The organism is Candidatus Frackibacter sp. WG13 (genome assembly GCF_900114655.1).
In the GTDB taxonomy this organism is placed as follows: domain Bacteria; phylum Bacillota; class Halanaerobiia; order Halobacteroidales; family Acetohalobiaceae; genus Frackibacter.
Map to the genome: position 1 here is coordinate 1 of NZ_FOTT01000017.1, position 26,994 is coordinate 26,994.

Here is a 26,994-nt window from a genome sequence, read left to right on the forward strand (position 1 = left end):
CCATATAGTACCTGAAAGACAAATTTAGATTTAGGTTTAGATAACTTTTTAGTAATTTTTTTAGAAAAACTTGATAATTTCCTTTTCAATTGGTATATAAGTTTGGTATAATTAATCATAGGTGGAATTCCTCCTTTTTGGTTTTGGTGTCCAACCTAATTATACCAAAAAACGGAGGTAATTTCACCTTTTTTGCGTAATCTGTGGATAATCTATTTTAATCAATTGTTAAGGTTAATTGTCCACAATTTTAGGTGTTGATAATTTTCATATTATTTACTTTAAAAAATGGGGAAACTCTATTATTATTTTGTAACTATGTAAGTTCCTTATGTAAGAGTTTTAACAACCTTTATTTGTAATTTTATCTTAATAGCTTGAATATTAATAATTATGAACTACATTCATCTAAGGAGGGTAGGTATGAGTAAAGCAAACCAAAAGAAAGCATATCAATTATCAAACTCAGAAGTGATTGCCAAGTTAGATGTCGATTCTAAGAATGGACTTAATAGTTCTGAAGTAAAAGGAAGACAGAGAAAATTTGGTCCTAATCAACTACCAGACCAGCAGCGTAGAACATTATTCAGTCTATTATTAGAACAGTTCAAAGATTTCATGGTGTTGGTTTTAATTGGAGCAGTAATTATATCAGGTCTTTTAGGGCAGGTTGAAGATGCAATTGCGATTATTGCTATCGTTATTTTGAATGCGATTATGGGATTTATACAGGAGTATCGAGCGGAGAAGTCTTTACAGGCCTTAAAGAAATTGGCAGCACCAGAGGCTACAGTATTAAGAAATGGAGCTAAGAAGAAAGTGCCAACAGAAGAGTTAGTGCCTGGTGATATTATTTATTTAGAAAGTGGGGACAAGATTCCAGCCGATGTTAGATTGATAGAACTTAGTAGCTTAGAGGTTAATGAAGCTTCATTAACAGGAGAATCAATTCCGGTTAAAAAGGAGACAGAAGCAATTAAAGATGAAGATATTGCACTAGGTGATCGTAAAAACATGGCTTATATGGGAACGACAGTAGTTAAAGGGAAGGCAAAGGCGGTAATTACTGATATTGGTTTAGATACTGAAATGGGAAGAATTGCTGATATGCTACGTGATACCGAAGAAAGGGAGACTCCACTCCAACAGCGCTTGAAGGCTTTAGGACGCTGGTTAGTCTACCTCTGCTTTTTAGCTTGTGCAGCGGTAGTAGTTTTAGGAGTTTTAAAAGGAGAGCCACTCTATAGGATGTTTTTAGCGGGAGTTAGCTTAGCGGTAGCTGCTATTCCAGAAGGACTTCCAGCGATCGTTACTTTATCTTTAGCTATCGGTGTGCAAAGAATGATTAAGAGGCAAGCGATCGTTCGAAAACTGCCAGCTGTAGAGACTTTGGGCTGTGCAACGGTTATCTGTTCTGATAAAACGGGAACTCTGACTAAGAATGAGATGACTGTTAAGAAGCTCTATACTAATAGGAAGCTATATAGTGCAGAGCAAAATTCCTTAAATAGAGCAGATGTTAAGGAAGTATTAAAGATAGGGGCCATATGTAATAATGCCGAAATTCGTCGCAATCATCAAGGCATCAAGGGTAAGATGAAGAAGTTAAAGGACCGTTTCAGTAGTGAAAGTAAGAGGTGGAAGGTTTTAGGTGACCCTACTGAAGGAGCTCTATTATTAGCGGCTCAGAAAGCAGGCTTAAAGAAGGAGGAGTTAAAGAGTAATTTTTCTCGATTTTGGGAGGTGCCATTCGATTCTAATCGTAAGCGAATGTCGGTAATTGGACAACAAGAAGGTGAGAATACTTTATATTTGAAAGGAGCACCAGACGTTGTACTAGATAGATGCAGTCATTACTTAATGAATGGAGAAGTAAAAAGATTAAATAGGAAGATGATAAAAAGATTAAAGAGACAGAATGAGAATTTAGCTTCTCAAGCTTTAAGGGTTTTAGCTGTAGCAACTCGAAAATTACCAAAGAATTTTAATCGAAACCGTTTAGAAAGGTATGAAAATAGATTAGTCTTTGTTGGATTAGTCGGAATGATAGACCCGCCAAGACCAGAAGCTCAGAAAGCGATCGCTCGCTGCAAACGAGCTGGAATTAGACCTGTTATGGTAACCGGAGATCATAAGAATACTGCTCAAGCAATTGCTAAAGAATTGAACCTATTAAATAAAGGTGATAGAGTAATTACTGGGACTGAATTAAAGGCTATGAGTGATGATGAACTTAGACAGGTTATAGATAAAATAAGTGTCTATGCCCGAGTTACGCCTGAAGATAAATTAAGAATTGTCCGAACTCTGAAGAGAAAAGGAGAAGTAGTTGCTATGACCGGGGACGGAGTTAATGACGCTCCGGCAGTAAAAGAAGCGGATATTGGTATCGCAATGGGGGAGAAGGGAACTGATGTAACAAAAGAAGCTTCATCATTAATCTTAGCCGATGATAACTTTCGGACTATAGTTGCTGCCGTAGAAGAAGGGCGAGCTATTTATGATAATATTCGTAAGTTTATTCGGTATCTACTATCATGTAATATTGGTGAAATTCTAACAATGTTCTTAGCTTCTTTATTCGGTTTTCCACTGCCATTAGTGCCGATTCAGATATTATGGGTTAATTTAGTGACCGACGGCTTACCGGCTTTAGCTTTAGGAGTTGATCAAAGCGATGATGATATTATGGAAAGAACGCCTCGACCACCAAATGAAAGTATCTTTGCTCACGGTTTGAGAACGAGAATTATAACTCAAGGGATATTGATTGGTTTAAGTACTTTATTTGTTTTCATTTTAGGCTTGCGGGTAAGTAATGGAAACTTAGTCGAAGCAAGAACCATGGCTTTTACTAACTTAGTAATGGCTCAGCTATTCTTTGTTTTTAGTTGTCGTTCAGAAAGGTATAGTTTATTTGAAATGAATCCTTTTTCTAATCTTTATTTAGTGACTGCTGTTATTATTTCGTTTGTTATGCAACTAATTGTGCTTTATATACCAGCATTAGAAGGTATATTTAAGACTACTTCCTTGAATCAAGTGGAATGGATTTTAATCTTAACTTCATCTGGGAGTGCTACTCTTTTAGTAGAATTTTTTGAAGGTGTTGTCAATAAAATCAGAGAAAGAATTAGGTATATTGTTGTTGAAAAAGAGTCATTAAATTAAAATTATATATAATTATTGATTCATTAAAATTGAGTTGTCAAGTAACTTTTAAAGTTGCTTGACTTTTCTTTTGCTATATACTTTCTAATTATATAGGAGATTTTAAAGGTAATCATCTAAAAATGTATAATTATATTAATATAAGATAAAAATTACAGCAATTAGTTAAATTGTGTTACATTTTAATCTTTCAATTATTTAAAAAACACCCTAATAAGTGAATGACCTCACAAAAGTTATTTTTTACTTAAAATTGCAGGATTTTATTATTATAATCACGAAATATGTAGAATAAGAAATAAATATGTTTATTAAGTTATAATTATCACTTTGCTCAATAATTTAGTTAGTAGTTAAACCGGAAGGAGGAAGTAATAATGAGTAACGAAACGAAACAATTAATAGTTTTTGATTTAGGTGGTGAGGAGTTTGGGGTCAAGATTACTAAAGTACAAGAAATTATTAGGATGAAAGAGTTAACTCAACTACCAAATGCTTCAGAATTTATGGCGGGGATTATTAATCTTCGTGGAGATATCATTTCAGTTATCGATTTAAGAAAGAGATTTGGTGTAGAACAGAAAGAGACTAAGAAGACTCGGATTATTATTGTAGAAATGGACAACCAGGATGTTGGTCTAATTGTTGATTCAGTTTCGGAGGTTTTAAGAATTGAACCTGCTGATATTGAAGATGCACCAGAAAGAATTGCTGGAATTAAAGATGATTACCTAAAAGGTATAGGTAAAGTTGATGATAGAATTATTATTCTTTTAGACTTAGATCAATTATTGACTACTGAAGAGAAGATTGAGTTGGAAAATGCAAGTCAGAATGTCAACGACGAAGATATAGCCTAATGGAATTTAGGATATAGTTTGTAGAGGAGGTTAAAAGATGGATATAGAGGAGTTTCAAGATTTATATGCTACAGAAGCTCAGGAACATTTAGAGATACTAAATAATTCCCTTTTACAATTAGAGGATAATCCACATGATTTAGGGCTTGTAAAAGAACTATTTAGAGCAGCCCATACATTAAAAGGTATGGCTGGGACAATGGGGTTTGAAAAAGTAAGTAATTTAACTCATGCTATGGAAAATATTCTAGATAAATTACGTAATGAAGAGATGGCTGTTAGTACAGAAATTGTGAACCTCTTATTTAAATCGTTAGATACTTTAGAAATTTTAATTAATGATGGTGAAGAGGCTTTGTCTTTCGAATTAGAAGATATTATTTCCGAATTAAAGGGATATGCTTCTGGTGAGATTGAAGTTAGTAATGATTCTAATAATATTGATGAAGCTACTACAATCCATAATTTTAGTATAGAGTTATCTGACGGAGAGATTAAGTCGGCAAAAAATAAATTAACAGAAGGCTCAGTTGTATTTCTTTTAAGAGTTATTTTAGAAGATGACTGTGTCTTTGGTGCTTTAAGAGCTAAGATGGTTGGTGACGAATTAGAAAGCTATGGAGAAATAGTTAAGGCTAATCCGGCATTACAAGATATAGAGGGTGCTGAAGTTGATAGCGAATTCCAAGTTTTATTTATTAGTAATTTTGAGGATAAAGAGATCCTTGATGCTTTAGATCGAATTTCTGAGCTTAAAGAACTTGATTTAGAAGTGATTGATGACCTAAATGAATTAAAGAAAGCAGAAAGCAAGAAGAATAAGAATAGTAGCAAAAAGACTTCGGCTAAATCATTATCTAAACGGTTAAAATCTAGTAGTACAATTCGAGTAGATGTAGAACGTTTAGATGATTTAATGAATTTAGTAGCCGAATTAGTAATTAAGAGAACCCAGGTAGAGTCAATTGGTGAGAGTTACCAATTAGATGAATTAAACAAGAAATTAAAGTCATTAGGTAAAGTTACAAGTGAATTGCAGAATTCTGTCATGAATATGCGGATGGTGCCGATTAATTTAGTCTTTAATCGTTTTCCAAGAATGGTGAGAGATTTAGCACAAGAAATGGAAAAAGAGATTAATTTAGAGATTGAGGGAGAAGATACAGAGTTAGATAGAACAATTATTGATGAAATTGGTGATCCATTAGTACATATTTTGCGTAATGCAGCTGACCATGGGATTGAAAGTCCAGAAGAACGAAAGAAGGCTGGCAAAGATCCAGCCGGAACAGTTAAGATGTCGGCTTTTCATGAAGGTAATAATGTAATAATTCAAATACAAGATGATGGTAAGGGAATTGATGCTGAGTTTATAAAACAGAAGGCTCTTTCTAAGGGAGTTATCTCTCAAGAGGAAGCGGAGATGCTTAGTGACCAGGAAACAATTAATTTAATCTTTGCATCAGGTTTTAGTACTTCCGAAGAGGTTAGCGATGTATCTGGTCGTGGTGTTGGGATGGATGTAGTTAAGAATAAGATTGAGTCTTTGAGTGGATCTGTTGATATCTATTCTAAAGTAGGTGAAGGCTCTACATTTACAATTAAATTGCCATTAACTTTGGCTATTATTCAAGGTTTCTTAATTAATATTGCTGATCAAAAGTATGTTTTACCTTTGGAAACGATTCAAGAGATAGTTAAAATTTCGCCAGATGATATTAAGACTATTAGGCAACAGGAAGTGATTCAAAGAAGAGGTTCTGTTATTCCATTAATTTCATTACGAAAGGAACTTAATAAGCCTGAATATGAAGAGATACCAGAAGAACTTTCAATAGTAATTATTAAGATTGGTGAAGAAAGCTATGGTTTAAGTGTTGATTCGATCATTGGACAACAAGAAGTAGTGATTAAACGGATTAATGATCTATCAGATGGAGTAGAAAAGATAGCAGGAGCTACTATTTTAGGTGATGGTAGTGTAGCATTAATCATTGATATTGAGGAAGTTACGTTAGGGAAATAATTAATGGTTAGGAGGGTTATTGGTGGCTAAGATATTAATTGTTGATGATGCTCAATTTATGCGAACGATGTTGTCGAAATTGATAGAAGAAGAAGGTCATGAAGTAGCAGGGGAAGCAGTTAATGGAATAGATGCAGTGCAAAAATACAAAGAATTAAGTCCAGATATGGTAACGATGGATATTACTATGCCAGAAATGGATGGGATTGAAGCAATGAAGGAGATCAAAAAGGTGGACCCAGGAGCTAATATTATTGTTTGTAGTGCTATGGGGCAGAAGCCGATGGTAGTGGAAGCATTAGAGGCTGGGGCTAAGGATTTCATTGTTAAGCCAATTAAGCCGAAAAAAGTTAAAGAAGCTTTAGCAAATATACTAGGTTAATATACTAGTGGGGATTAGGTTTAGGGGATGAATAAGGGAGGGAAGGTACTTTGACCTCAGAAATAAAAGTATTAGTTGTTGATGATTCAGCTTTTATGCGTAAGATGATCTCTACTATGTTAGATACGAGGGGTATTAGGGTGGTAGCAACAGCTAGGAATGGTAAGGATGCTCTAAAGAAGTTAGAAGAATATAAACCAGATGTTGTTACCTTAGATGTAGAGATGCCAGTTATGAGTGGATTAGATTTTTTACGAAAAGTAATGAAAGATAATCCTTTACCAGTAATTATGTTAAGTAGTTTAACTGAAAAGAATAGTGTGACTACAATTAAAGCTTTAGAACTAGGGGCAGTAGATTTTATTCCAAAACCTTCAGGAACTATATCTTTAGATATAGATAAAGTAGAAGCTGAATTAATTAAGAAGGTAAGAGTGGCTGCGAAGTCAAGTCCAAGTTTATCTAAATCCTCTTTAAAGGATAATAAGAAGTTTAGTAGAAAATCAACTAGTAGTTCTAAAAATAAAAGAATAAATCAAAATAAATTTAAAAGCAAGAGCAAACCGATATCTAAAGCAGAGTCAAAATCTACTAGAGGTAAAAAGCTAGTAGTTATTGGTGCTTCAACTGGAGGGCCTAGGGCTTTAAAGGAAGTTATGACTAGGATTAATGAGAATACTAATTGTGGTATATTAATAGTACAACATATGCCTCCTAATTTTACAGCATCGTTAGCTCATAGATTAGATAAATTAGCACCTATTAAGGTTAAAGAGGCTGAAGATGGAGATCAGATCATGCCAGGTAGAGCCTTGTTAGCGCCAGGGGATTATCATATGTTAATTAATAGCGATGGTACTAAAGTTAAGTTAAATCAAGATGATAAAGTACATAATGTTCGTCCTGCTATTGATTTGACTATGGAATCTGCTGCTAGGTATTATGGAAGTAGAACATTAGGTGTCATTTTAACAGGGATGGGTAAAGATGGAACTCGCGGTTTAGAAGCGATTAAAAGTGTTGGTGGTTATACTATTGCCCAGGATGAAGAGACATCAGTAGTTTATGGTATGCCTAAGGCTGCTTATAGAGCTGGAGTAGTTGACAGTGTTAAGCCATTAAACTTTATCGGTAATGAAATTATGCAATATATTAAAAAATTAAAATAGACGAAAGAAAATAAAAAGCCTTTAATCCCTGTGGATTAAAGGCTTTAATTAATTGTTGACGCTCCAAAATTTTATATTAATTATGCTTGAAATCTAATTATGAAATTAGCTTGTAGTATAATTTTTATTCTCCATGCTCTAAATTTGGTAGTTTAATCACTTTTTCTAATTTATCGTCATCTAATTCAATTTGAGAATACATTCTGCCTACTCGTTGGGTATTAGTAATATCTTCTAATGGTATTTCTTTTAACGCACCACTTTTAGTAACAAAGAGTAGTCGTTCTTCTTCTTTAGCAGTAGTTACTTGGATTAATTCATAATCATCACTAGATAATGTCTGTAATCCTTTGCCGTTGCGTTTTTGTAGCTTATAAGCCTCGATTTGGGTTCGTTTTCCTTTACCTTCAGGGTCAATGACTACTACATAGCCATTCTCTTCAGTTAAGTTAAAGCTAATAACTTCGTCATCGTTAGCTAAATTTACACCCTTGCTTCCCTTAGTATTACGGCCGGTATCTGATACTTCTGATTCAGCAAAATGAATAGTTTGTCCATTCTTAGTACCTAGTAATAGGTTCTGATTACCATCGGTTACTTCAATTCCAATCACTTCGTCATCTTCATTAAGGTTAATCGCTTTAATTGAGGATACACTGGTATCATATTCTTTACCAATGGTCTTCTTAACTAATCCTCCTTTAGTGGCAATAGTAATGAATTTTTGCTTAGTTTCGTCGTCTAACATAATAATATCAACTATCTCTTCATCGATTGGAAGTTTTAAATAATTATTTAATGGGTCGCCGGTAGATAAGCCATGGTGTTCTGGAATTTGATGAGTATTAAGGATATGAACTTGTCCAGTATTAGTAAAGAACAATAGATCATCCCGGGTGGTACCGGTAAAGACATGGGTGATATAATCTTTTTTTCCAGCTCTAACATTACTTAAATCATTAGTCCGTTTTAGATAGTTACGATGAGAAAAAGAGATAACGATATCTTCATTCTTAATTAGATCACTTTCGTCTAATTCTGCCTTAGATTCATCAGCTATAATTTTGGTCCTTCTCTGGTCGCCATATTCTTTTTGTACTTCATCTAACTCTTCTTCAATTAGATTATCCATTACTTCTTTTTGATTTAAGATTGAGTTTAGATATTTAATTTTCTCTTTTAGGTCAGTAATTTCGTTAGTGATCTTCTTAATTTCTAAACTGACTAATCGTTGTAATTTCATATTTAAGATGGCTTCAGCTTGTCTTTCTGAAACGTTTAATTCTTTTTGCAAATTCTTTTTAGCAGTTCGTGGATAGCGGGATTTTCTAATAATAGCAATAACTTGGTCAAGATTATCAATAGCAGTCTTTAAGCCCATTAAGATATGCTTACGATCTTTAGCTTTATTAAGCTCAAACTGGGTTCTATTAGTAATAACATCCCTTCTAAAGTCTAAAAAGTGTTGTAAAATAGTCTTTAGATTCATAACCTCTGGTCTTTTATCTACTAATGCCAACATATTAATCCGTTGGCTGGTCTGTAGAGAAGTATATTTATAGAGCCGATTGATTATTATATCTGCATTCGCTTTGCTTTTGAGGTCAATAACGATGCGTAATCCATCCTGATCTGACTCATCGCGAATATCAGAGACATTATCAACCTTGCCTTTCTTAACAGTATCGGCTATTTCTTCTATTAATTTAGCTTTACTTAGTTGGTAAGGAATTTCGGTAATTACTATTCTTTCACTACGACTACTTCGCTTTTCAACTTCTACTTTAGCTCGAAGGACAATTCTACCTTTACCGGTGTGATATGCTTTTTTAATTTCGTCATTACCAACGATTTTACCACCGGTTGGAAAATCTGGTCCCGGGATATGTTTCATTAAATCATCGATATTACATTTAGGATTATTTAATAGGTACTTTAGACCTGAGATAACTTCATTAATATTGTGTGGTGGGATATCTGTACTCATACCGACAGCAATACCACTAGAACCATTGATTAAAAGGTTTGGAACTCGCGAGGGAAGAACAGCAGGTTCTTGTAATGACCCATCGAAGTTATCAATAAAATTAACTGTCTCTTTCTTGATATCTTTAAGCAGTTTTTCGGATAAAGGAGCAAGTCTAGCCTCGGTATACCGCATAGCCGCGGCACTATCTCCATCTATTGACCCGAAATTACCATGTCCGTCGATTAGCTGGTATCTTTGACTAAAGTCCTGAGCCATACGTACCATAGCGTTATAAACTGCAGCATCACCATGAGGGTGATACTTACCTAATACCTCTCCAACGATTCTTGCTGACTTTTTATGTGGTTTATTCGGAGTTAATCCTAAATCTTTAGTTGCGTATAAAATTCTTCTATGTACTGGTTTTAAACCGTCACGAACGTCCGGTAGTGCTCTACTAATGATAACGCTTAATGAATAGCTTAAATATGATTCTTTCATTTTATCTTCAATTGCAACAGGGGTAACCTCTTGCTTGTCCATATATATCAAACTCCTTTCTAGAAATTAACAAATTCAAGTGAGATTAATAACAATACCTATTATATCATTATTGATTGAAATTGCAAAAGTAAGCTAAGTTATATTTATTTTCACCAGTATAATCTTGAGAATATCAATATATATAAAATCATACATGAAAATCTTGTATTCTTCAAGCGCCTTTTGTAATTTAAAGATAAATATTTGAAGAACATAAAACCTTTAAAGCTTTTGGTAAGCTTTAAAGGTTTTATGTTTAATCTTCTCAGGATTTTGAATCCAATCTTTCCAGGTGGAGTCAGTTATTAAGTGGTTTAAAAACTTCCTCCATTTATCATTATTAATTTCTTTCCATGGAGCAAAAGGATTTATTGTTAATGACCCTTGGTCACATGCTTGAAAGTGAGCCCAGAGAATAGCTAGAGCTAAGGAGTTAGGCTCAGAACTAGTGGTTTTAGATTTATTATCTGAACCGATATTGACTGAAATATCTTGTGGGTTGATTGGCTTGGAGGATTCAAGTACAATATTTTGCTTACAATGAAAGGTTGTAGTAACCTCATTAGACATGATTTTCCCTCCTATTTTTGATTATTAGAATTAGATAAGCAAGTAACAGACAAATTTTCAGTTTCTGCTTGAATATTGAGTTCAAGTTCAATGCTTAAAGGTTGTTTGATAGAGAAACTTTCGGATTTTTCAATACTATTATCAGTTTCTACTTTATCATCAGATCTTATTTTATTATAAGCTTCAATACTTCGTTTGCGTAATTCTAATGGATTTTGAATCCAGTTAGTCCAGCTGGCATCAGTTATAATATTTTCTAAAAATTGAAGCCAAAGTTCTTGGTTAGGAAATGATAGATCAGCATTTGTATGTATTATTTCCCAAGGAACAGGTGAATCTACTTTTAGAACTCCCTGTTCATAAGCTTCAAAATGAGCCCAAAGAATAGCTAAAGCTAAGAAGTTAGGTTGTGAGTTAGTGGTTTTAGATTTATTATCTGAACCGATATTGACTGAAATATCCTGTGGATCAATTGGCTCGGAAGATTCAAGCACAATATTTTGCTTGCAGTGAAAGGTTGTAGTAACCTCATTAGACATAATCTTTCCTCCTGTTTTCATAAAATTCGAGTGTAGGGAAGAACCTACACTCGATAGAATTAATGTATTCTGTCTAGCAATCACATGGTTTGCATTTAATCTTTATATTATCACATTTGGCTGTGACTACTAAATCGAATTCGACACATAAATCTTGTTTAACGGGACACTTTTTAGTAGTTAATGGTGTGCACTTAGTGTTATTATCTGTTGACAATAGAATCACCCCTTTGGTTTTAAGGTTTATATATATTATGCATTCAATTTAGATTATGTTACTATTCTTATAATAGCAAGAAGGTTCATATGTATAGGATTAGTTAACATACTTTTGATTTTATAAAGGAAATTAAGAGTTCTATGTTGTAATGATTTAAATGAAGGTGTTAATTTAAAATACTAACTTAAAGATTATTAATAAATAACTAAGTGATATATTGATGTTATTATTAGTTCAAAAATATTTTATAATTCTTTTGTTTAATTTGAAAGACTGGTATTCTATCTAAATCTTTGGTATAATAATAACGGTTCAATAGGAAGGTGGTTGACAATGACTGTACAAACAGAAGTAAATTATAATGCAGAACAGATTCAAGTTTTAGAAGGATTAGAAGCAGTAAGAAAGAGGCCAGGAATGTATATCGGTAGTACCGGTATTAAAGGCTTACATCATTTGGTTTGGGAAGTAGTAGATAATAGTATCGATGAATTTTTGGCTGGACATGGTCAAGAGATTGAGGTTAAGATTAAGGAAGGGAATACAATTGCTGTACAAGACTATGGAAGAGGTATTCCGGTAGATGTCCATCCTAAGAAAGGGTTACCAGCAGCACAACTAGTATTAACTACTTTGCATGCTGGGGGGAAATTTGGTAACGGTGGCTATCAAGTTTCCGGTGGTTTACACGGAGTTGGTATTTCGGTAGTTAATGCCCTTTCTAAATGGTTAAAATTAGAGATCTATCGTGATGGTTATACTTATACCCAAAAGTATGAACGTGGCAAACCGGTGACAGAATTTGAAAAAGGAAAGCGGACTACTAAGACCGGAACTAAGATAGAATTTAAGCCTGACCCTGAAATTTTCGATGTTTTAGAGTTTAAGTTTGATACTTTAGCTAATCGTTTTCAGGAATCGGCTTTTCTAAATAAAGGACTAAAGATTGTTTTAATAGATGAACGAGAGGGTTTAGAAGATGCGGTTACTTATCAATATGATGGAGGATTAGAGGCCTTTATCGAATTTTTAAATAAAGATAGAGATCTTCTCCATAAGGATATTGTCTATTTAGAAGAAGAAGTCGATGATACCTATGTGGAGGTCGCAATTCAGTATAATAAGAGTTATAATGAACGAATCTATACTTTTGCTAATAATATTAATACTCATGATGGCGGTTATCATTTGACTGGTTTTAAGACTGCTTTAACTAAAGTTTTTAATAATTATGCTAAAGAGAATAATCTTTTAAATAAGAAAGACCCTAAATTATCTGGACGTGATATTCGTGAGGGGCTAACAGCGGTAGTTAATGTTAAGCTAAAAGAGCCACAATTTGAAGGTCAAACTAAGACTAAATTAGGCAATAGTGAGATTCGAAGTATAGTAGAAAGTACTGTTTATGAGTACTTAAGCTATTATTTGGATAGAAATTCTGAAATAGCTAAAAAAGTAGTTAATAAGGCCTTAGAAGCAGTTAGAGCTAGAAGAGCAGCTAAGAAAGCGAAAGAATTAACTAGACGAAAAGGAGCATTAAGTAGTAGCTCACTACCTGGTAAGTTATCTGATTGTAGTAGCAGAAAGAAAGAAGAGTCAGAGATCTATCTAGTAGAGGGGGATTCGGCTGGTGGTTCAGCTAAGCAGGGTAGAAATCGAAAGTTTCAAGCAATCCTACCGTTAAAGGGTAAGATTATGAATGTAGAACGGGCGCGATTAAATAAGATTATTAGTAATAAAGAAATTGTGACGATTATCACTGCTTTAGGGACAGGCATTGGTGAAGAGTTTGATATAAGTAAGCTTCGTTATGATAAGATTATAATTATGACCGATGCTGACGTAGATGGTGCTCATATCTGTACTTTGATTTTGACATTATTCTATCGTTATATGCCAGAATTAATCGCAAATGGACATGTCTATATTGCTCAGCCACCTTTATATAAGGTCACTTATAAGGGTGATGAGAAATATCTATATACAGAGCATCAACTACAGAACTATATTGCTGATTTGGATAGGGATAAGGTACAGATACAGCGCTACAAGGGTTTAGGTGAGATGAATCCGCGGCAACTTTGGAATACGACTATGAATCCAGAGAATCGCAAGTTACAACAAGTTAAGATTGAAGATGAGCGAGAAGCTGATGATATCTTTACTCGCTTGATGGGGTCTAAAGCACGTTTAAGGAGAGAGTTTATCATGACTAATGCTGATTTAGCTAATGATGTGGAATTAGATATTTAGTGTAGGGATTCATAAAGTGTGCGACTTTGAGCATAAAGTTTGCAACTAAATTGCAGATAGATTGCAACTTGCATAAATATATAATATTGCGTATAATTATAAATTAACTAAAAAATAATAAATTGATTGGATAAAATATCCTGTGTCTTTTTGTAAATTGAGGACACAGGATATTTTTGTTTTGCTCCTTGACTTTAACTTTTAGACCAAAAAGCTGATTCTCAAAAGCATGCTATTTTTTACTTTCTTACAGGAAATTAACTACCTTTATAGTATTAATATAAGTAGTAGTTTAGTAATGTAAGGAGAAGGTAACTATAATTATAAAAGAGAGGTAGAACAAGTGAGTAGAAAACCTAAAATAAAAATAACATTAGTAGATAAAAAAGAACAAGGACACTGTCATCGTGGTCATAAAATAGGTGATACTTTTGATTTTGACACAGAAAGAGGAGAACTATGTCCAATGGTCATGCATATTGCTTTTCCATATATAGATATATTAAGGTATGGTGGTGAACTGCCTCAAAATAAAGACGGAGAAATATTATTCTGTTGTTCTGATGTTGATGTTATTAATGTATTTAAACTTGAGAAGATAGAAAATACAGATAACAGATAACAATACTTAAAACTGTCCTCTGTTATCTCGTAATTTGCTTATATGGAATAGGGGGTTTTTATATGAGGAATAAATCATGTCCACAATGTAATGAAGTAGGAAGTGAAGTTGACCATATTGCAGTAGATAGTATAGTCAAAGCAGAAGTAAATGATGATGGCTATTTAGTCTGTCTTAATGAAGATTGTAAAGTAGTTTATTTTAATGAACTGAATAGCTATGATATTTCGGATTTAACAGTTCAAGTTTACTTTAAAAGCGCTTCTGATGAAGAATGTCCAATCTGCTATTGTTCTGACTTAACAAGAAAGGAAATTAAAGAAGCGGTAGCTAAAGGCTATGAAACCATTGGCCAAATAAGAGAATATACTGGCAAAAAATCAACTGGAAATTGTAAAACTAAAAATCCGTTAGGAAAATGCTGTCACAAAATTTTTCAAAATGAAATCAATAAATATAAAAACAGCAAGAAGTCAAAGTAAAGGCCGGAGTGAAGTTTATTATTAGGTTTTAACTGTTCTCTGTAATTTGTACTCTGCTTTTTTTAAAATTTCATCTTAAGATAAAAATATGGTATAATAAAAACATAATCTGGAAAGAAGGTGGTAATATGATTTCTGAAAAGGAATTGAGGTCATTGAGTAATGAGATATCACAAATAATAGATACAAAGAAAATAATCTTATTTGGTTCGCATGCCACTGGTAATTCAGATGAAGAAAGCGATATTGATTTATGTATTATAACTGATGAAGAGAAAAGAAAGTTAGATATTATGCGAGAAATAAGAAAGAATTTATTAGAGGTAACAGATTATTCACTTGATTTATTAGTATATAAAGAGGATGAATTTTATCAAAAAGCTAATTTAGAGAATAGCTTTGAACATCAGATTATGGAGGAAGGGTCTGATTTGTATAGATAGAAAGGATATAATGCAAGAATGGTTTACATTAGCAGAAAAAGACTTAAAATCTGCTCAGTTTCTAAAAGATATGCATCCGGCTTCATTAGGAATAATCTGTTATCATTGTCAGCAGAGTGCAGAAAAATATTTAAAAGGATATATGATTTTTCAAAATGAGAAGATAATTAGAACTCATGATTTGCTTGTTTTAAATAAAAAATGCAGACAATATAATAGTAATTTTTTTGGAAATTGAAGATGAATGTTTAAGATTGACTGATTATGGAGTTAATGTTAGATATCCTTTTTCTTTAGAGTTAACACTAGATGATATGGAATTAGCAATAAAAGATGCTATTAGTATTCAAAAATTTGTTTTAGATAAAGTAGAATAATTACTTTTAACTAACCTTCGGGTTGGTTTTGTTAATTTTCGAATGTTAATTACTTGCAAAATAAAATAGATAGTGCTATAATTATATTATATATTTAGATAATTATCTAAATATCTAATGAAGGAGTGAATAATATGACACTAAACTTTGATCAGACTTTTAAAGCATTGGCAGATAATAATCGTCGTAAGATCTTAATCCTACTTAAGGAAAAAGATTTAACAGCTGGAGAGATAGCCGAAGAATTTAACATTAGTAAACCTTCAATTTCGCATCATCTTAAAATATTAAAGAATGCTGATTTGGTTGATGCTAGAAGGGAGGGGCAGAATATTTATTATTCTTTGAAGATGACTGTTTTTCAAGAGATCCTTAATGGGTTTATGGGACTATTTAAAGAGGAGGATGATGATAATGAAGATGTTTAATTGGAAAAGGGATATCTACTCTTTAATTATTTTACTAATAGGGATATTAGCTGTTATTTGGAATTATCCAGAGCTACCTGCTAAGCTACCTATTCATTGGAACTTACATGGGGAAGTAGATAATTATATGAATAAGCCTTTGGGTGCATTCATAGGTTTAATAATTGGTTTAGCAATTTATATTGGTTTTTATGTACTGGCTTCAATTGACCCTTTAAAAGAAAATTATCAACGATTTAATAAAATTTATAAGTTAATCAGAGATATTATGATTACATTTTTTGTAGTTATTAATTCAATACCAGTTTTAGTAGCATTAGGCTATATTGAGAACGTAAATAAGACTATATTTATTTTAATGTCATTATTAATGATTATCTTCGGTAATTATACACCTACTTTTAAACGTAACTGGTCTTTAGGAATAAAGACTCCTTGGACATTAGCAAATGAAGAGGTATGGAATCGAACTCATCGTTTTGGAGGAAAGCTTTTTATGGTCGCAGGTATAGTTAGTTTAATTGGAACTTTGTTGACTAGCAATGCATACTATCTTGGTATTTCGGTAGCGATAGCAGCTATTGGTAGTGTAGTCTATTCCTATTTGTCTTATAAGAAGATAACATAAAGCAATTAAAATTATTCCTGAAGAAAAATTAATAAGATATACTAATCTTAATTTAGATTTGAATGGATATTATGAATATGATAAGTTAATAATTGCTACAGGGGTTAAACCAGTAGTTTTATTGATTCCCGGGAATGAGTGCATATTTTAATTGGTACTCTTATACTAATCTTTTTACGGTGGCAATTTTTATTTGCAGAAATTATTGGTGGTCTTGTTTTGGTAACTATCAGTAGTATTTTAATTAAGGTAAGTTATCCTGATAAATGGTTAAAGGAAGCACGAGAAAAAGTAAAGAAAGAAGGTCCTGAAATTGAAGAAGATTTTGACTGGAAAAAAAGAATTAAGAGTAAAAAAGGATGGAGAATGGTCGGTAATAGTTTTGTAAATGAGTGGAAGATGGTCTGGGAAGAAATTCTGATTGGTTTTACAATTGCAGGTTTTATTGCAGTATTTGTACCGACCGAATTCTGGAACAGAATATTTCTTATTGAAATTTCAAAGTCATTACCTGATTGGTTTGTTGCTCTTGAAAATGCTATGGTTGCCCCTTTGGTGGCAGCACTAACTTTCATAGGTTCTATGGGTAATATTCCATTAGCTACTGTTCTTAATACAAATGGTGTTTTATTCGCCGGAATCATGGGGTTTATTTACTCTGACTTGATGGTTCCACCACTTGTAGCAGTCAATTCCAAATATTATGGTAAAAAAGTGGCTCTATATATTGCTGTTATTATGTATATAAGCATTGTACTCACAGCGCTTATTTTAAATGGGCTTTTTGGTGCAATTGGTATATTGCCGGAAAGTAGCAAAGTTATAAATGAAGTAGCACGATTTAAAATTGATTATACCTTCTATTTTAACATATTGTTTGTTCTTCTTGCAGGCTGGTTAATCTATCTTAAAAAAGGATATGTAGAAATGCACAGTAGCGAATCTAATGATATGAATATGGAAGGTAGCACTTCATTGAAAAGGAAGGTTGTCTATCTCTTTATTGCGATTCTTATTGGGGGATTAATTATCAATGCAGTTGTGTAGATATTTATATTAAAATTTCAACCTATGATTTATCTCTTATTCTTTCCCTGTTTAATTGATAATTCAATGTAGAGGTTGCGCTACAAGTTTAATGGTAATTGATTTACCCCTCAATCTTGTGTTAAAGCTAGATTGAGGGGCTTTAATTGACTTTTAAATCAAGATTCATCCTCAGTTGTTTCTTCTTTTATATCATCTTTCTTAGGAACTAATTCTTCACTTGTTTCTAAATTAACTTGTGGTTTTAAATTTTCAATTCCTTTTTTATTAGTTGATCTTTTTTCGCCAAAAGCCCTCTTTCTTTTATACCACTTTATTCCTTCAAAAGATAGCAAAAAGATTCCACCAGCTATTAGTATCCTCAGCCAATCCACTGCCGGCAGTGGAGCAAAATCCATATAAGAGTTAAGGCCTGGGACATAAACAACGGATAATACTAACCCAATGGAAATAACAATTGAATAGAGCATCTTCTTATTATTAAAAAAGTTTTTATTAAAAAGGCTGGTAAACTTATAACGTCGTGAAAGTATATTCAATAACTGACAAATAACAATAGTTAAATAGGTTATAGTGGTAGCCCGAGGATATAAGGCATGATTATTAGTGAATACTCCTCCAATATTACTGACAAAAAGAGCATAATTTATAAAAGCTAATCCTCCCATCATAATACCTAAAAAACTTACTTCAATAGCACTACTTTGATTAATAATATGCTCATCTCGGTCTCGGGGAGGAGTAGTCATTAATTCCTCAGAACCAGGATCAAAGGTTAATGCTGTTAAGGGGAGAATCTCTGCTAATAAGTCAATAGCAAGTATTTGAATAGCTAGTATCGGTATTGGCCAATTTAATAAAACTGCTCCAATTAAGCCTAATAGTACAATTAATAGTTCAGCGGCATTACTGGTTAAAGTTCCAAGTACTGTCTTTTTAAGATTATTATAGATGGTTCGACCTTCTTTAATAGCATGAACTAGAGTCGGATAACTATCATCTAGCAAAATCATTTCTGCTGTTTCTTTCGATACATCAGTTCCCATCTGTCCCATAGCAACACCGATATGAGCACTCTTTAGTGCTGGCGCATCATTGACACCATCTCCTGTTACTGCTACAATCTTATCTTCTTCCTTTAGATTTTGTACAATTCTTAATTTATTTTCTGGAGAAACACGAGAAAAGACTAAAGATCTATTCTCTTTCATTTTTTCTTTTAATTTTTCATCAGACAATTCTTCTAATTTTTGATTGGTGATTACTGGTGCTTCTTTATCACCGCCTAGATTAATTTCTTCTGCTATGGCTTTAGCTGTTATAGCATGGTCACCGGTCATGATATAGGTGTCGATATGGGCTTGATGAGCATCGGCAATAGCTTCTTTTACTCCTTCCTTAGGCGGATCAATCATAGCTACTAATCCTAAGAAGACAACATCTCGTTCGATCTTATCTATCTCATAATCAGTCTCATCAGGTCCAAGCTCACGATGGGCAACGGCTAAAACTCGCAGAGCTTGATTTGAATACTTTTCATTTATATCATTTAATTTCTTTTTATCCTGCTCAGTGATCTCTACTTTTTCACCGTTCTTATAGATATATTTTGCTATTGAAAGTACACTATTTAAAGCTCCCTTCATAGTTAGAACTTTACTATCTTCAAACTCTCTTATAGAACTCATTCTCTTACGTTCCGAATCAAAGCTAAATTCATGAATTTCAGGGTTTTCTTCGTCCTCTTTAGGAGATCGGATGCCTAGTTTAGTAGATAAAGTTATTAAAGCTGCTTCAGTAGGGTCTCCGATAGGGTACCAGCCGGCATGATCATCATCGGGAGGATGAACTTCGGCATTGGAAGACATAGTTGCAGCATCAAACATGCTTTCTAATTCTTCTTTTTCTTCTTCATCAACCGGAGTGTCATCTTGATGTAGTATGTCGCCTTCTGGTTCATAGCCAAGTCCAGTAATTTTATATTCTTGATCATTGAACCAGACAGTCTTAACGGTCATTTCATTTTTAGTCAGAGTACCGGTCTTATCTGTAGATATTACATTTGTAGACCCAAGTGTTTCAACAGAAGAAAGTTTCTTAACTATGGCATTTTTTTCAGACATCCTAGCTACTCCTTGAGAGAGAGAAACGGTAACCTGCATCGGTAATGCTTGGGGAACAATAGCAACGGTTATACCTAGACCATAAATCAGGGCATAATACAGATTAAGCCCTCGATAAATACTGACTCCAAATAGTAAGATACCTATTATAACAGCAAGGATTGCTAATTGATTAGCAACTACTCTTAACTCTTCCTGTAAAGGTGATTCAGATTTCTCTTCTTCCTGTGTCAAAGAAGCAATCTTACCCATTTCAGTCTCTGTACCTGTAGATACGACTACACCTTTAGCTGATCCAGATGCAACATTAGTGCCCATATAAGCCATACTACTACGATCGCCAAGAGGACTTTCTTCATTAATTGGATTACTTTGCTTTTCTTGCGGCATTGATTCTCCTGTTAATGCTACTTCATTAGTCCTAAGATTATTAGATTCTATTATTCTTATATCCGCAGGGACTTTATCTCCTTCCTCTAGACTAATTACGTCACCAGGGACTAGGTTTTTTTGCTCTATTTCTTTGAGCCCTCCATCTCTATAAACTTTAGCAGGAGATTGGATTAACTTTTTTAGAGAAGACATTATCTTTTCAGCTTTAAACTCTTGAAAGAATCCAATTACTACATTAATAACAACTATTGCTAACATTACAATAGCATCACGATAATTCTGGATTAGCAAAGACATTCCAGCAGCTACTACTAACATTATAGTTAATACATCTTTAAACTGTAATAAGAACAAGAGCCATTTTGGTGTACCTTGAGAGACTTCTAGCTTATTCTCACCGTATTTTTTTAATCTCTTTTTAGCCTCCTTTTCAGAAATACCTTTCTGACTAGTACTAAGTTCTTTAAATACATCTTTAATCTGTTGTTGATAAAAATTAATTTTCTCACACCTCCTATTTGCAATGACTAATTTTATTTTGTCATGTTCTATTATTATTTATACTTTTTACTTAAGTTAATTTTATATAATTAAATGGATAGTCAGATGATTTTAATGTAAAAAGTTAATAAATTAATTACTGTAGATGAATATGTAAATTGATGTTATCAAATCATAATAAGAAAAGTAACTTTAAGGAGCATTAATAATATGAATACAGAGTTTTTATCACAACAAAATATAGTATTGATAACAACTGCAGTAATTACAGGTACATCGGCTCGTTTACTTGTTCTTAAACAAGATTATCGGCAGTATCCAAGTTATCCTAATGGGTATTTGATTCATATAGTTACTGCAATTATAGCGGCTTTCTTAGGGGCAGTAGCAATTCCTGCTTTATTAACTAAAAATTTTGTGGCGGTTACATTTCTTTCTCTAGCTATCCAACAGTTTAGGGATATCAGAAAAATGGAAAGAGATAGTCTTAAGGATTTAGAAAATACAGAGTATACCTACAGAGGAAACGCTTATATTGATGGAATAGCTAAGACGTTTGAATCAAGAAATTACTTTGCATTAGTTGTTTCATTTCTAACTGCTTTAACTATTCAACTACTTAATTATAAAATCATATGGGTAAATGTAGTAAGTGGTGTTATTGCAGGTGCTATAAGTACATATTTACTAAAAAGGTTTTCAAAAGGGAAAACAATTGGAGATATAGCTGATGTTGAGATGGCTGAAGTTCAAGTTAAAGGTTCAGAACTATATGTTAATGATATCTATGTAAGCAATCTATTAGGTAGTGAAAATGCAAGTAAGATGTATCAAGAAGAAGGTATAGCAGCTATTATTTATCCTCGGGAAGAACATTTTAGAATAACTCTTGATAATTTTGGGCAACGACAAGCAGCTCTCTTTGAAACTACTAGGGCTATGGGAGTAAAACGTTATAGTTTCACCAGAAAGGATTATAAGCAAGGAAGAGTAGTTATTACTCTTGTTCCTATAATAAAAGATACGGATGCTTTTATTGAGGCAATTAAGAAAACGCCATTATTGGAGAATGTTAAAAAGAGTCATAGTGTAATGGAAACTAATCTAATAGGGAGGGAATAAAATTGGGTAGAGAGGCAACTATGAAACCAGATTATGAAATTTTAGCCTATATAACAATGAATTCCAAAAGAGTTTTAGGTGGGAAAGCCCAAGCATTGTTAGCTAAAAATGAAGAAGAGCAGAGAATAATAGCTCAGGACATAGCTAAAGCACTTAAGGCTGATACGGTCAAACTTAAATGTGGTGACTACATGGTTATACGCGTTTAATCAAGTGTGCTTTAAAGGTAATTAGCACCGTTATAAAGAATAATACTCAATAGATTATTGTCTTAAGAGCAAAGGTGGCTATTTGGCTAATCTTTGCTTTTATTTATTGTAAAGGTTAAAAGCGTATAACATTATAACTGAATAAACATAATTTGAACTAAAAGCGAAATAATAAAACAAATTATAATAAAAAAGGGAGGTTAAGGTAAATGGGAGAGGTTATTCCGATTAAGGTGTTATATAAATATCTTGATTTTTCTAAAGAACCTATTAAGGAGTGGAATGATAGTACTGATCTACTAAGGTTTCTTTACAGATTACATGATAAGAATGAATCAATAATTATCGATAATCAAGTAGAGATTAGTGCAAATCAGATGAGTTATGGCAAGAAAGTTTATGACCGTGGTACAAAAAGACTTTTAGATAGGAGTAAAAAGTTAAAGGAAGTAGCTAAACAGAATAATATTTTATTCTCAGGGGGAGCAGAAGATAAGTCTGAAATTATTAAATTTTCAGAAGACCCCATATTTGGTTGGGCAGCAAAATATATTATAGCTTGGGATGGAGTAATGGGAGTGGTATTATCAGAAGATGCCTTCTTTTCAATAACACATATTCTTGAAGCAGAATCTGATCTTAAATGTTCTATAGAACTAACAACTCAACTATATTACAAACAAGCATGTCAGGTTTTGATAAATTTCTTGAAAGACCTTATCTTACCACTTTATTTTTGCGATGATTTAGACTTTTTTGAGAAGTGGAAGAATGGTAACTATAAGATACCACCAATTAAGGGTGAAGGAGGTATTCTTTATAGATTAAGGAATAATGGTGTATTACCCGATAAAACGTCTGATTATATTGAAAAACTGTATGATGCTCTATACGTTTATGTGGAGGGGAGTGAAGAATACTTAATTAATAGAGGAATGCACTCAGATGATTGGCTAGGACATTCGTTCAAAAAGCAAGATTTTTATAATTGGTGTGAACTTATCGTTGAAACTATTTCTATTGGTATACATTTAACTAGGTTAAATATTAATCAAAATAATGATTTATGTAGTTGATGCGAAAAAGAATATAAATCATTGTTAATATGGAGGGATTTATAGGATATATATCGAAATATTAGATTAAATGACAAATGAATATGTATGAAAGGGATGTTCCATATGGAGAATTTTAAAGAAAGCGGTCTTGAAAGAGATATTTATAATAAGTTAGTTATTGAGCTATTATCTTTGCTTAATATTGATGAAGATGAAGATATCTTAGAAAGAATGATTAATTTAGTAAAAGAGCATACTGGATTCGGAGCAGTTGGTATTCGATTTAAGCAAGGAGAGAACTTCCCTTATCATTATCATTTAGGTTTTTCTAATTCCTTCATTGAAAAAGAGAATAGCTTATTTGTGAGTGACCAGTCGAGAGGAGTCATAAGAGATTGTAATAATGATATAAAATTAGCTTGTTTATGTGGTGCTGTATTAAATGAAGAGACTAATCCATCTTTGCCTTTTTATAATGAGCACGGCAGCTTCTTCACAAATAGCACTTCAGAACTCGTAGCTAAATTTAAAGACGATTTACCATCTTCGGCAAGGGCACATTGTGCTAATGAAGGCTATAAAACAATTGCTATAGTACCTATTCGTACAGAAAATGAAACTATCGGCACGCTTCAATTAAATGATAAACAAGAAGGGCTTTTAAATCCTAATAAAATTAAGAATCTTGAAGCGGTTGGCAATATTTTAGGGATTATCTATCAAAGAAGGCAGTATGAGAATGATCTACGAAAAAGCCAGAAAGAATTGAAAACAGCTTTAGTTAAGCAAAATCAAGAGTTCTTAAAGCGAAAAAGAAACGAAAAGAAACTAGAGCGCAAAAAAGAAGAATTAGAGTATAATAAATTAAAGACTAAATTTTTTGCTAATATGTCCCATGAATTAAAGACACCATTAAACCTAATTTTTTCTTCTCTTCAAATGTTAAATCTGTATCAAGAGAAGAATTTAAACCAAGAGCATCAAGATAATTTAACTAAGTATACAAAGACAATTAAACAGAATGCTAATCGGCTTTTAAGGTTAGCAAATAATATTTTAGATATAACTAAGATTGATATAGGTGCTTTCAACCTTAAATTACAGAATATTAATATTATTAATGTAGTTAAAAGAGTAAGTGATTCAGTCAAAGACTATATCGAAAGTAATGGAAAAGTGTTAAAAGTTAATTTAGATATAGAAGAAAAGATTATAGCTTGTGATCCAATTAAGATCGAACGAATTTTATTAAATCTTCTCTCAAACGCGGTGAAATTTACAGATCAAGGTGATACAATAACGGTTTCGACTTCTCTTGGTGAGGAAGGCGATAATGTAATTATTTCTGTAAAGGATACCGGTATTGGAATGAAAGAAGATAAGCAACAAGTAATCTTTGAAGAATTTAGACAAATAGATGAGACCTTTTCTAGAAATGTTGAGGGGACAGGGATAGGATTATCTATCGTAAAATCACTTGTTGAATTACACGATGGTCAAATTAGTCTTAATAGTGAGGTTAATAAAGGTAGTGAATTTACTATTAAACTTTCAAATAGAACTCTTTCGGCAGAAGAAAGCGATCAATATTATAATTATGAAGATAGTCTTGATAGAGTTGAAATAGAGTTTTCAGATATTTATGATTAATAAAAATTAGAAATTAAATTATGTTGAATTTAAATGTAATATAATATATAATATATAATATCAATTAATTAAAATATAGGGAGGATTTGTCGTTATGAATACTACAGAATTTGTAACAACAATCAATTGTATGGATGGAAGAGTACAAGAACCAGTGATTCAATGGTTAAAAAAGAAATTTAATAGTAAGTATGTAGATACAATTACAGAGCCAGGACCTAATTTAATTCTAGCCCAAGATGAAGATACGGATAGAATAAAATCGATTAAAGAAAGAGTTGATATTTCAGTTAATGGCCATGGTTCAGAGACAATAGCAATAGTAGGGCACTACGATTGTGCTGGGAACCTAGCAGAAAAAGAAGAACAGATAGAACATATCAAAGCTTCCATTGTAAAAGTTAAAGATTGGGATTTTGGAGTGAAGGTTATAGGATTATGGGTTAATCAAGAATGGGAAGTTGAGCCGATAGCATAAATATAGGTCAAGCTACTCTTTTAAAAGTAGCTTGACCTTTGTTTTTCTACTTAATCTTTAATTTTATAGCCAATCTTAAATAGATAAGTAGTTAAGCCAAATAAGATTATAAATAAGGAACTAATAACCCCTAAAGAAAAGAATGGGTTAATATCAGAGTGATTAACAAAGGCATACCTTACTATATCAACCATATAGAAAACCGGATTAAATAATGATACCTGACTCCAAATACCTGGGAGTGACTTGACCGAATAAAAGACTCCGCTTAAAAATGTCAAAGGTGTAATAAAGAAGTTAGAAAAGATAGAGACATGGTCAAACTTTTCTGCCCACAGACCAGCGATTAGTCCTAGAAGTGAAAAGATTCCAGCTACTAAAGTCGCTGTAAATAGTAGCAATAAAGGATTAGCTATCTGCCCACTAGCGAATAAGATAGAGACTAGGTAAATAGAAGTTCCTACGGCTAAGCCTCTAGCTATTCCACCGATCATCATACCTAAACTTAATTCCATATGTGAAAGAGGAGCCAATAATAGATCAACAATAGTACCTTGATATTTTGAAATTATTAATGAAGAAGAAGTATTGGCAAAAGAGTTTTGAATAATCCCCATAATTACTAGTCCCGGAATAATAAATTGAATATAAGGGACTCCATAGCCAGCAATCTCTTTGCTCTTAAATGAATAAGAAAATATAATTAAGTAAAGAGAAGTAGAGATTAAAGGAGCAAAGATAGTTTGAATAGAGACTTTAATAAATCGTAATACCTCTTTTTTAACTAAAGCAAAAAATGAAGTGTAATTATTCATCTTTATCTCCTCCTAAATTAGTCAACCTTAAGAAGACATCTTCTAATTTCGCACTAGCAATATCTATATCCTCAATTACAAGTTCAGATTGGTATACTTCATTTATGAACTTAATCAGATTATCTTTAGTAAGCTCAATGTTTATCTCTTTTCTTTCTTTATTAAATTCATATGGGTATTTATTAAAGAAAGTTGGTAGTTCATCTATATCTTGCGTTAAATTTAACTCTACTATCTTTTTATCGATAGAGTTTACTAAATTTTCTTTAGTATCGATAGTAATGATTTCTCCTTTATCCATAATAGCTATTCGGTCACAGAGTGTTTCAGCCTCCTCAAGGTAGTGAGTAGTTAATATAATAGTCTTTCCTTCTCGATTTAACTTTCTAATATAATCCCAAAGGCTATTTCTTAACTCTACATCAACTCCTGCTGTTGGTTCATCCAAAACTATTATTTCGGGGTCGTGTACTAATGCTTTAGCAATCAATAACCTACGCTTCATCCCACCGGATAAATTTCTAGAGTAAGCTTCGGCTTTATCTTGTAGGTCAAGAGCAGTTAATAATTCATCGATCTTTTCTTCATTATTATTAATGCCAAAGTAGCCTGATTGTAATCTTAAAGCTTCCTTTGGATTAAAGTAAGGATCAATAACGACTTCTTGTGGAACTATACCTAAAGCTTTTTTTGTCAATTTAGGTTCTTTCACTACATCGTTACCTAAGACAGTTATTGAACCAGAATCTTTGTGAGCTAAACCAGCCATAATCTTAATTAAAGTACTCTTTCCAGCGCCATTTGGTCCTAATAAACCAAAGAACTCTCCTTTTTTAATTTCTAAGTTTACATTTGATAATGCTTGTAAATTTCCATAACTTTTGTTAATATCTTTTATTTTGATGGCAGTTGTCAT

The 26,994-nt window shown here is 32.7% G+C and carries 26 protein-coding genes; 19 read left to right on the plus strand and 7 right to left on the minus strand.

The window, feature by feature from the left end; genetic code table 11:
• The first annotated feature begins 423 nt into the window (after positions 1-423).
• The 5 genes from BM077_RS09390 (at position 424) to BM077_RS09410 (ending at position 7,608) form a co-directional block, all read left to right on the plus strand.
• Complete coding sequence (locus BM077_RS09390) at positions 424-3,171, plus strand: calcium-transporting P-type ATPase, PMR1-type (RefSeq protein WP_089749814.1); 2,748 nt, start codon at positions 424-426, stop codon at positions 3,169-3,171.
• Between the two features lie 377 nt (positions 3,172-3,548).
• A complete protein-coding gene (locus BM077_RS09395) occupies positions 3,549-4,031 on the plus strand; it encodes a chemotaxis protein CheW (RefSeq protein WP_089749811.1) in 483 nt (160 codons plus the stop codon).
• 37 nt (positions 4,032-4,068) lie between these two features.
• The gene (locus tag BM077_RS09400; RefSeq protein ID WP_089749809.1) at positions 4,069-6,057 is read left to right on the plus strand and encodes a chemotaxis protein CheA; all 1,989 of its coding nucleotides are present in this window, start codon (positions 4,069-4,071) and stop codon (positions 6,055-6,057) included.
• Positions 6,058-6,076: 19 nt separating this feature from the next.
• Positions 6,077-6,439, plus strand: coding sequence for a response regulator (locus BM077_RS09405; protein ID WP_089749806.1), 363 nt, complete (start codon positions 6,077-6,079; stop codon positions 6,437-6,439).
• A 50-nt stretch (positions 6,440-6,489) separates the two neighbouring features.
• Positions 6,490-7,608 carry a protein-glutamate methylesterase/protein-glutamine glutaminase gene (locus BM077_RS09410; protein WP_089749803.1) on the plus strand — a complete coding sequence of 373 codons (1,119 nt, stop codon included), beginning with the start codon at positions 6,490-6,492 and terminating at the stop codon, positions 7,606-7,608.
• Between the two features lie 124 nt (positions 7,609-7,732).
• Here the strand turns inward: BM077_RS09410 and gyrA are convergent, their stop codons facing one another.
• The 4 genes from gyrA to BM077_RS13880 form a co-directional block, all read right to left on the minus strand.
• Entirely contained in the window at positions 7,733-10,120 is a 2,388-nt protein-coding gene (gene gyrA, locus BM077_RS09415; RefSeq protein ID WP_089749800.1) for a DNA gyrase subunit A, read from the minus strand.
• A 222-nt stretch (positions 10,121-10,342) separates the two neighbouring features.
• The gene (locus tag BM077_RS09420; protein ID WP_089749798.1) at positions 10,343-10,690 is read right to left on the minus strand and encodes a hypothetical protein; all 348 of its coding nucleotides are present in this window, start codon (positions 10,688-10,690) and stop codon (positions 10,343-10,345) included.
• Positions 10,691-10,701: 11 nt separating this feature from the next.
• On the minus strand, positions 10,702-11,229 hold the full coding sequence (locus BM077_RS09425; RefSeq protein ID WP_089749796.1) for a hypothetical protein: 528 nt from the start codon (positions 11,227-11,229) through the stop codon (positions 10,702-10,704).
• A 73-nt stretch (positions 11,230-11,302) separates the two neighbouring features.
• Positions 11,303-11,446: a hypothetical protein gene (locus tag BM077_RS13880; protein WP_176941692.1), complete on the minus strand. Its 144-nt coding sequence runs from the start codon at positions 11,444-11,446 to the stop codon at positions 11,303-11,305.
• Positions 11,447-11,782: 336 nt separating this feature from the next.
• Between BM077_RS13880 and gyrB the strand changes: the two genes are divergently transcribed.
• From gyrB to BM077_RS09465, 9 genes are all read left to right on the plus strand, one after another.
• Positions 11,783-13,702 (plus strand): DNA topoisomerase (ATP-hydrolyzing) subunit B, encoded by a 1,920-nt coding sequence (gene gyrB / locus BM077_RS09430; protein WP_089749794.1) that lies wholly within the window; start codon positions 11,783-11,785, stop codon positions 13,700-13,702.
• A gap of 343 nt (positions 13,703-14,045) precedes the next feature.
• On the plus strand, positions 14,046-14,324 hold the full coding sequence (locus tag BM077_RS09435) for a TIGR04076 family protein (RefSeq protein WP_089749792.1): 279 nt from the start codon (positions 14,046-14,048) through the stop codon (positions 14,322-14,324).
• Between the two features lie 62 nt (positions 14,325-14,386).
• Positions 14,387-14,806, plus strand: coding sequence for a (2Fe-2S)-binding protein (locus BM077_RS09440; protein WP_089749789.1), 420 nt, complete (start codon positions 14,387-14,389; stop codon positions 14,804-14,806).
• A gap of 128 nt (positions 14,807-14,934) precedes the next feature.
• On the plus strand, positions 14,935-15,249 hold the full coding sequence (locus BM077_RS09445; protein WP_090003518.1) for a nucleotidyltransferase domain-containing protein: 315 nt from the start codon (positions 14,935-14,937) through the stop codon (positions 15,247-15,249).
• A 10-nt stretch (positions 15,250-15,259) separates the two neighbouring features.
• Positions 15,260-15,487: a HEPN domain-containing protein gene (locus tag BM077_RS13885; RefSeq protein ID WP_218124678.1), complete on the plus strand. Its 228-nt coding sequence runs from the start codon at positions 15,260-15,262 to the stop codon at positions 15,485-15,487.
• Positions 15,477-15,626 carry a HEPN domain-containing protein gene (locus BM077_RS13890; protein ID WP_218124677.1) on the plus strand — a complete coding sequence of 50 codons (150 nt, stop codon included), beginning with the start codon at positions 15,477-15,479 and terminating at the stop codon, positions 15,624-15,626. Before BM077_RS13885 ends, BM077_RS13890 begins: the two co-directional genes overlap by 11 nt.
• Before the next feature lie 134 nt (positions 15,627-15,760).
• Positions 15,761-16,054 (plus strand): autorepressor SdpR family transcription factor, encoded by a 294-nt coding sequence (locus tag BM077_RS09455; protein ID WP_089749786.1) that lies wholly within the window; start codon positions 15,761-15,763, stop codon positions 16,052-16,054.
• Complete coding sequence (locus tag BM077_RS09460) at positions 16,041-16,682, plus strand: SdpI family protein (protein WP_176941691.1); 642 nt, start codon at positions 16,041-16,043, stop codon at positions 16,680-16,682. The genes BM077_RS09455 and BM077_RS09460 overlap by 14 nt, the downstream gene beginning before the upstream one ends.
• 138 nt (positions 16,683-16,820) lie before the next feature.
• Entirely contained in the window at positions 16,821-17,729 is a 909-nt protein-coding gene (locus tag BM077_RS09465; protein ID WP_089749782.1) for a permease, read from the plus strand.
• Positions 17,730-17,887: 158 nt separating this feature from the next.
• On the opposite strand, the gene BM077_RS09470 is transcribed toward BM077_RS09465, so the two are convergent.
• Positions 17,888-20,746 carry a cation-translocating P-type ATPase gene (locus BM077_RS09470; protein WP_089749780.1) on the minus strand — a complete coding sequence of 953 codons (2,859 nt, stop codon included), beginning with the start codon at positions 20,744-20,746 and terminating at the stop codon, positions 17,888-17,890.
• Positions 20,747-20,956: 210 nt separating this feature from the next.
• Here BM077_RS09470 and BM077_RS09475 point away from each other — a divergent pair, with 210 nt between their 5' ends.
• The 5 genes from BM077_RS09475 to BM077_RS09495 all read left to right on the plus strand — a co-directional run bounded on the left by BM077_RS09475 (position 20,957) and on the right by BM077_RS09495 (position 25,263).
• A complete protein-coding gene (locus tag BM077_RS09475; protein WP_089749778.1) occupies positions 20,957-21,868 on the plus strand; it encodes a YIEGIA family protein in 912 nt (303 codons plus the stop codon).
• Positions 21,869-21,870: 2 nt separating this feature from the next.
• Positions 21,871-22,077, plus strand: a complete 207-nt coding sequence (locus BM077_RS09480; RefSeq protein ID WP_089749776.1) for a capping complex subunit for YIEGIA — start codon at positions 21,871-21,873, stop codon at positions 22,075-22,077.
• A gap of 209 nt (positions 22,078-22,286) precedes the next feature.
• Positions 22,287-23,153 (plus strand): hypothetical protein, encoded by an 867-nt coding sequence (locus BM077_RS09485; protein WP_089749773.1) that lies wholly within the window; start codon positions 22,287-22,289, stop codon positions 23,151-23,153.
• A 105-nt stretch (positions 23,154-23,258) separates the two neighbouring features.
• Positions 23,259-24,785 carry a GAF domain-containing sensor histidine kinase gene (locus BM077_RS09490; RefSeq protein WP_176941690.1) on the plus strand — a complete coding sequence of 509 codons (1,527 nt, stop codon included), beginning with the start codon at positions 23,259-23,261 and terminating at the stop codon, positions 24,783-24,785.
• A gap of 94 nt (positions 24,786-24,879) precedes the next feature.
• Positions 24,880-25,263, plus strand: coding sequence for a carbonic anhydrase (locus tag BM077_RS09495; protein WP_089749769.1), 384 nt, complete (start codon positions 24,880-24,882; stop codon positions 25,261-25,263).
• Positions 25,264-25,313: 50 nt separating this feature from the next.
• Here the strand turns inward: BM077_RS09495 and BM077_RS09500 are convergent, their stop codons facing one another.
• On the minus strand, positions 25,314-26,078 hold the full coding sequence (locus BM077_RS09500; protein WP_089749767.1) for an ABC transporter permease: 765 nt from the start codon (positions 26,076-26,078) through the stop codon (positions 25,314-25,316).
• Positions 26,071-26,994 carry an ABC transporter ATP-binding protein gene (locus BM077_RS09505; RefSeq protein ID WP_089749765.1) on the minus strand — a complete coding sequence of 308 codons (924 nt, stop codon included), beginning with the start codon at positions 26,992-26,994 and terminating at the stop codon, positions 26,071-26,073. The genes BM077_RS09500 and BM077_RS09505 overlap by 8 nt, the downstream gene beginning before the upstream one ends.

Coding starts and splice junctions, on each gene's coding strand:
- BM077_RS09390 (WP_089749814.1), top strand. CDS start 424: ATGAGTAAAGCAAACCAAAAGAAAGCATATCAATTATCAAACTCAGAA.
- BM077_RS09395 (WP_089749811.1), top strand. CDS start 3,549: ATGAGTAACGAAACGAAACAATTAATAGTTTTTGATTTAGGTGGTGAG.
- BM077_RS09400 (WP_089749809.1), top strand. CDS start 4,069: ATGGATATAGAGGAGTTTCAAGATTTATATGCTACAGAAGCTCAGGAA.
- gyrA (WP_089749800.1), bottom strand. CDS start 10,120: ATGGACAAGCAAGAGGTTACCCCTGTTGCAATTGAAGATAAAATGAAA.
- BM077_RS09420 (WP_089749798.1), bottom strand. CDS start 10,690: ATGTCTAATGAGGTTACTACAACCTTTCATTGTAAGCAAAATATTGTA.
- BM077_RS09425 (WP_089749796.1), bottom strand. CDS start 11,229: ATGTCTAATGAGGTTACTACAACCTTTCACTGCAAGCAAAATATTGTG.
- gyrB (WP_089749794.1), top strand. CDS start 11,783: ATGACTGTACAAACAGAAGTAAATTATAATGCAGAACAGATTCAAGTT.
- BM077_RS09440 (WP_089749789.1), top strand. CDS start 14,387: ATGAGGAATAAATCATGTCCACAATGTAATGAAGTAGGAAGTGAAGTT.
- BM077_RS09445 (WP_090003518.1), top strand. CDS start 14,935: ATGATTTCTGAAAAGGAATTGAGGTCATTGAGTAATGAGATATCACAA.
- BM077_RS13885 (WP_218124678.1), top strand. CDS start 15,260: ATGCAAGAATGGTTTACATTAGCAGAAAAAGACTTAAAATCTGCTCAG.
- BM077_RS09455 (WP_089749786.1), top strand. CDS start 15,761: ATGACACTAAACTTTGATCAGACTTTTAAAGCATTGGCAGATAATAAT.
- BM077_RS09460 (WP_176941691.1), top strand. CDS start 16,041: ATGAAGATGTTTAATTGGAAAAGGGATATCTACTCTTTAATTATTTTA.
- BM077_RS09475 (WP_089749778.1), top strand. CDS start 20,957: ATGAATACAGAGTTTTTATCACAACAAAATATAGTATTGATAACAACT.
- BM077_RS09485 (WP_089749773.1), top strand. CDS start 22,287: ATGGGAGAGGTTATTCCGATTAAGGTGTTATATAAATATCTTGATTTT.
- BM077_RS09490 (WP_176941690.1), top strand. CDS start 23,259: ATGGAGAATTTTAAAGAAAGCGGTCTTGAAAGAGATATTTATAATAAG.
- BM077_RS09495 (WP_089749769.1), top strand. CDS start 24,880: ATGAATACTACAGAATTTGTAACAACAATCAATTGTATGGATGGAAGA.
- BM077_RS09500 (WP_089749767.1), bottom strand. CDS start 26,078: ATGAATAATTACACTTCATTTTTTGCTTTAGTTAAAAAAGAGGTATTA.
- BM077_RS09505 (WP_089749765.1), bottom strand. CDS start 26,994: ATGACAACTGCCATCAAAATAAAAGATATTAACAAAAGTTATGGAAAT.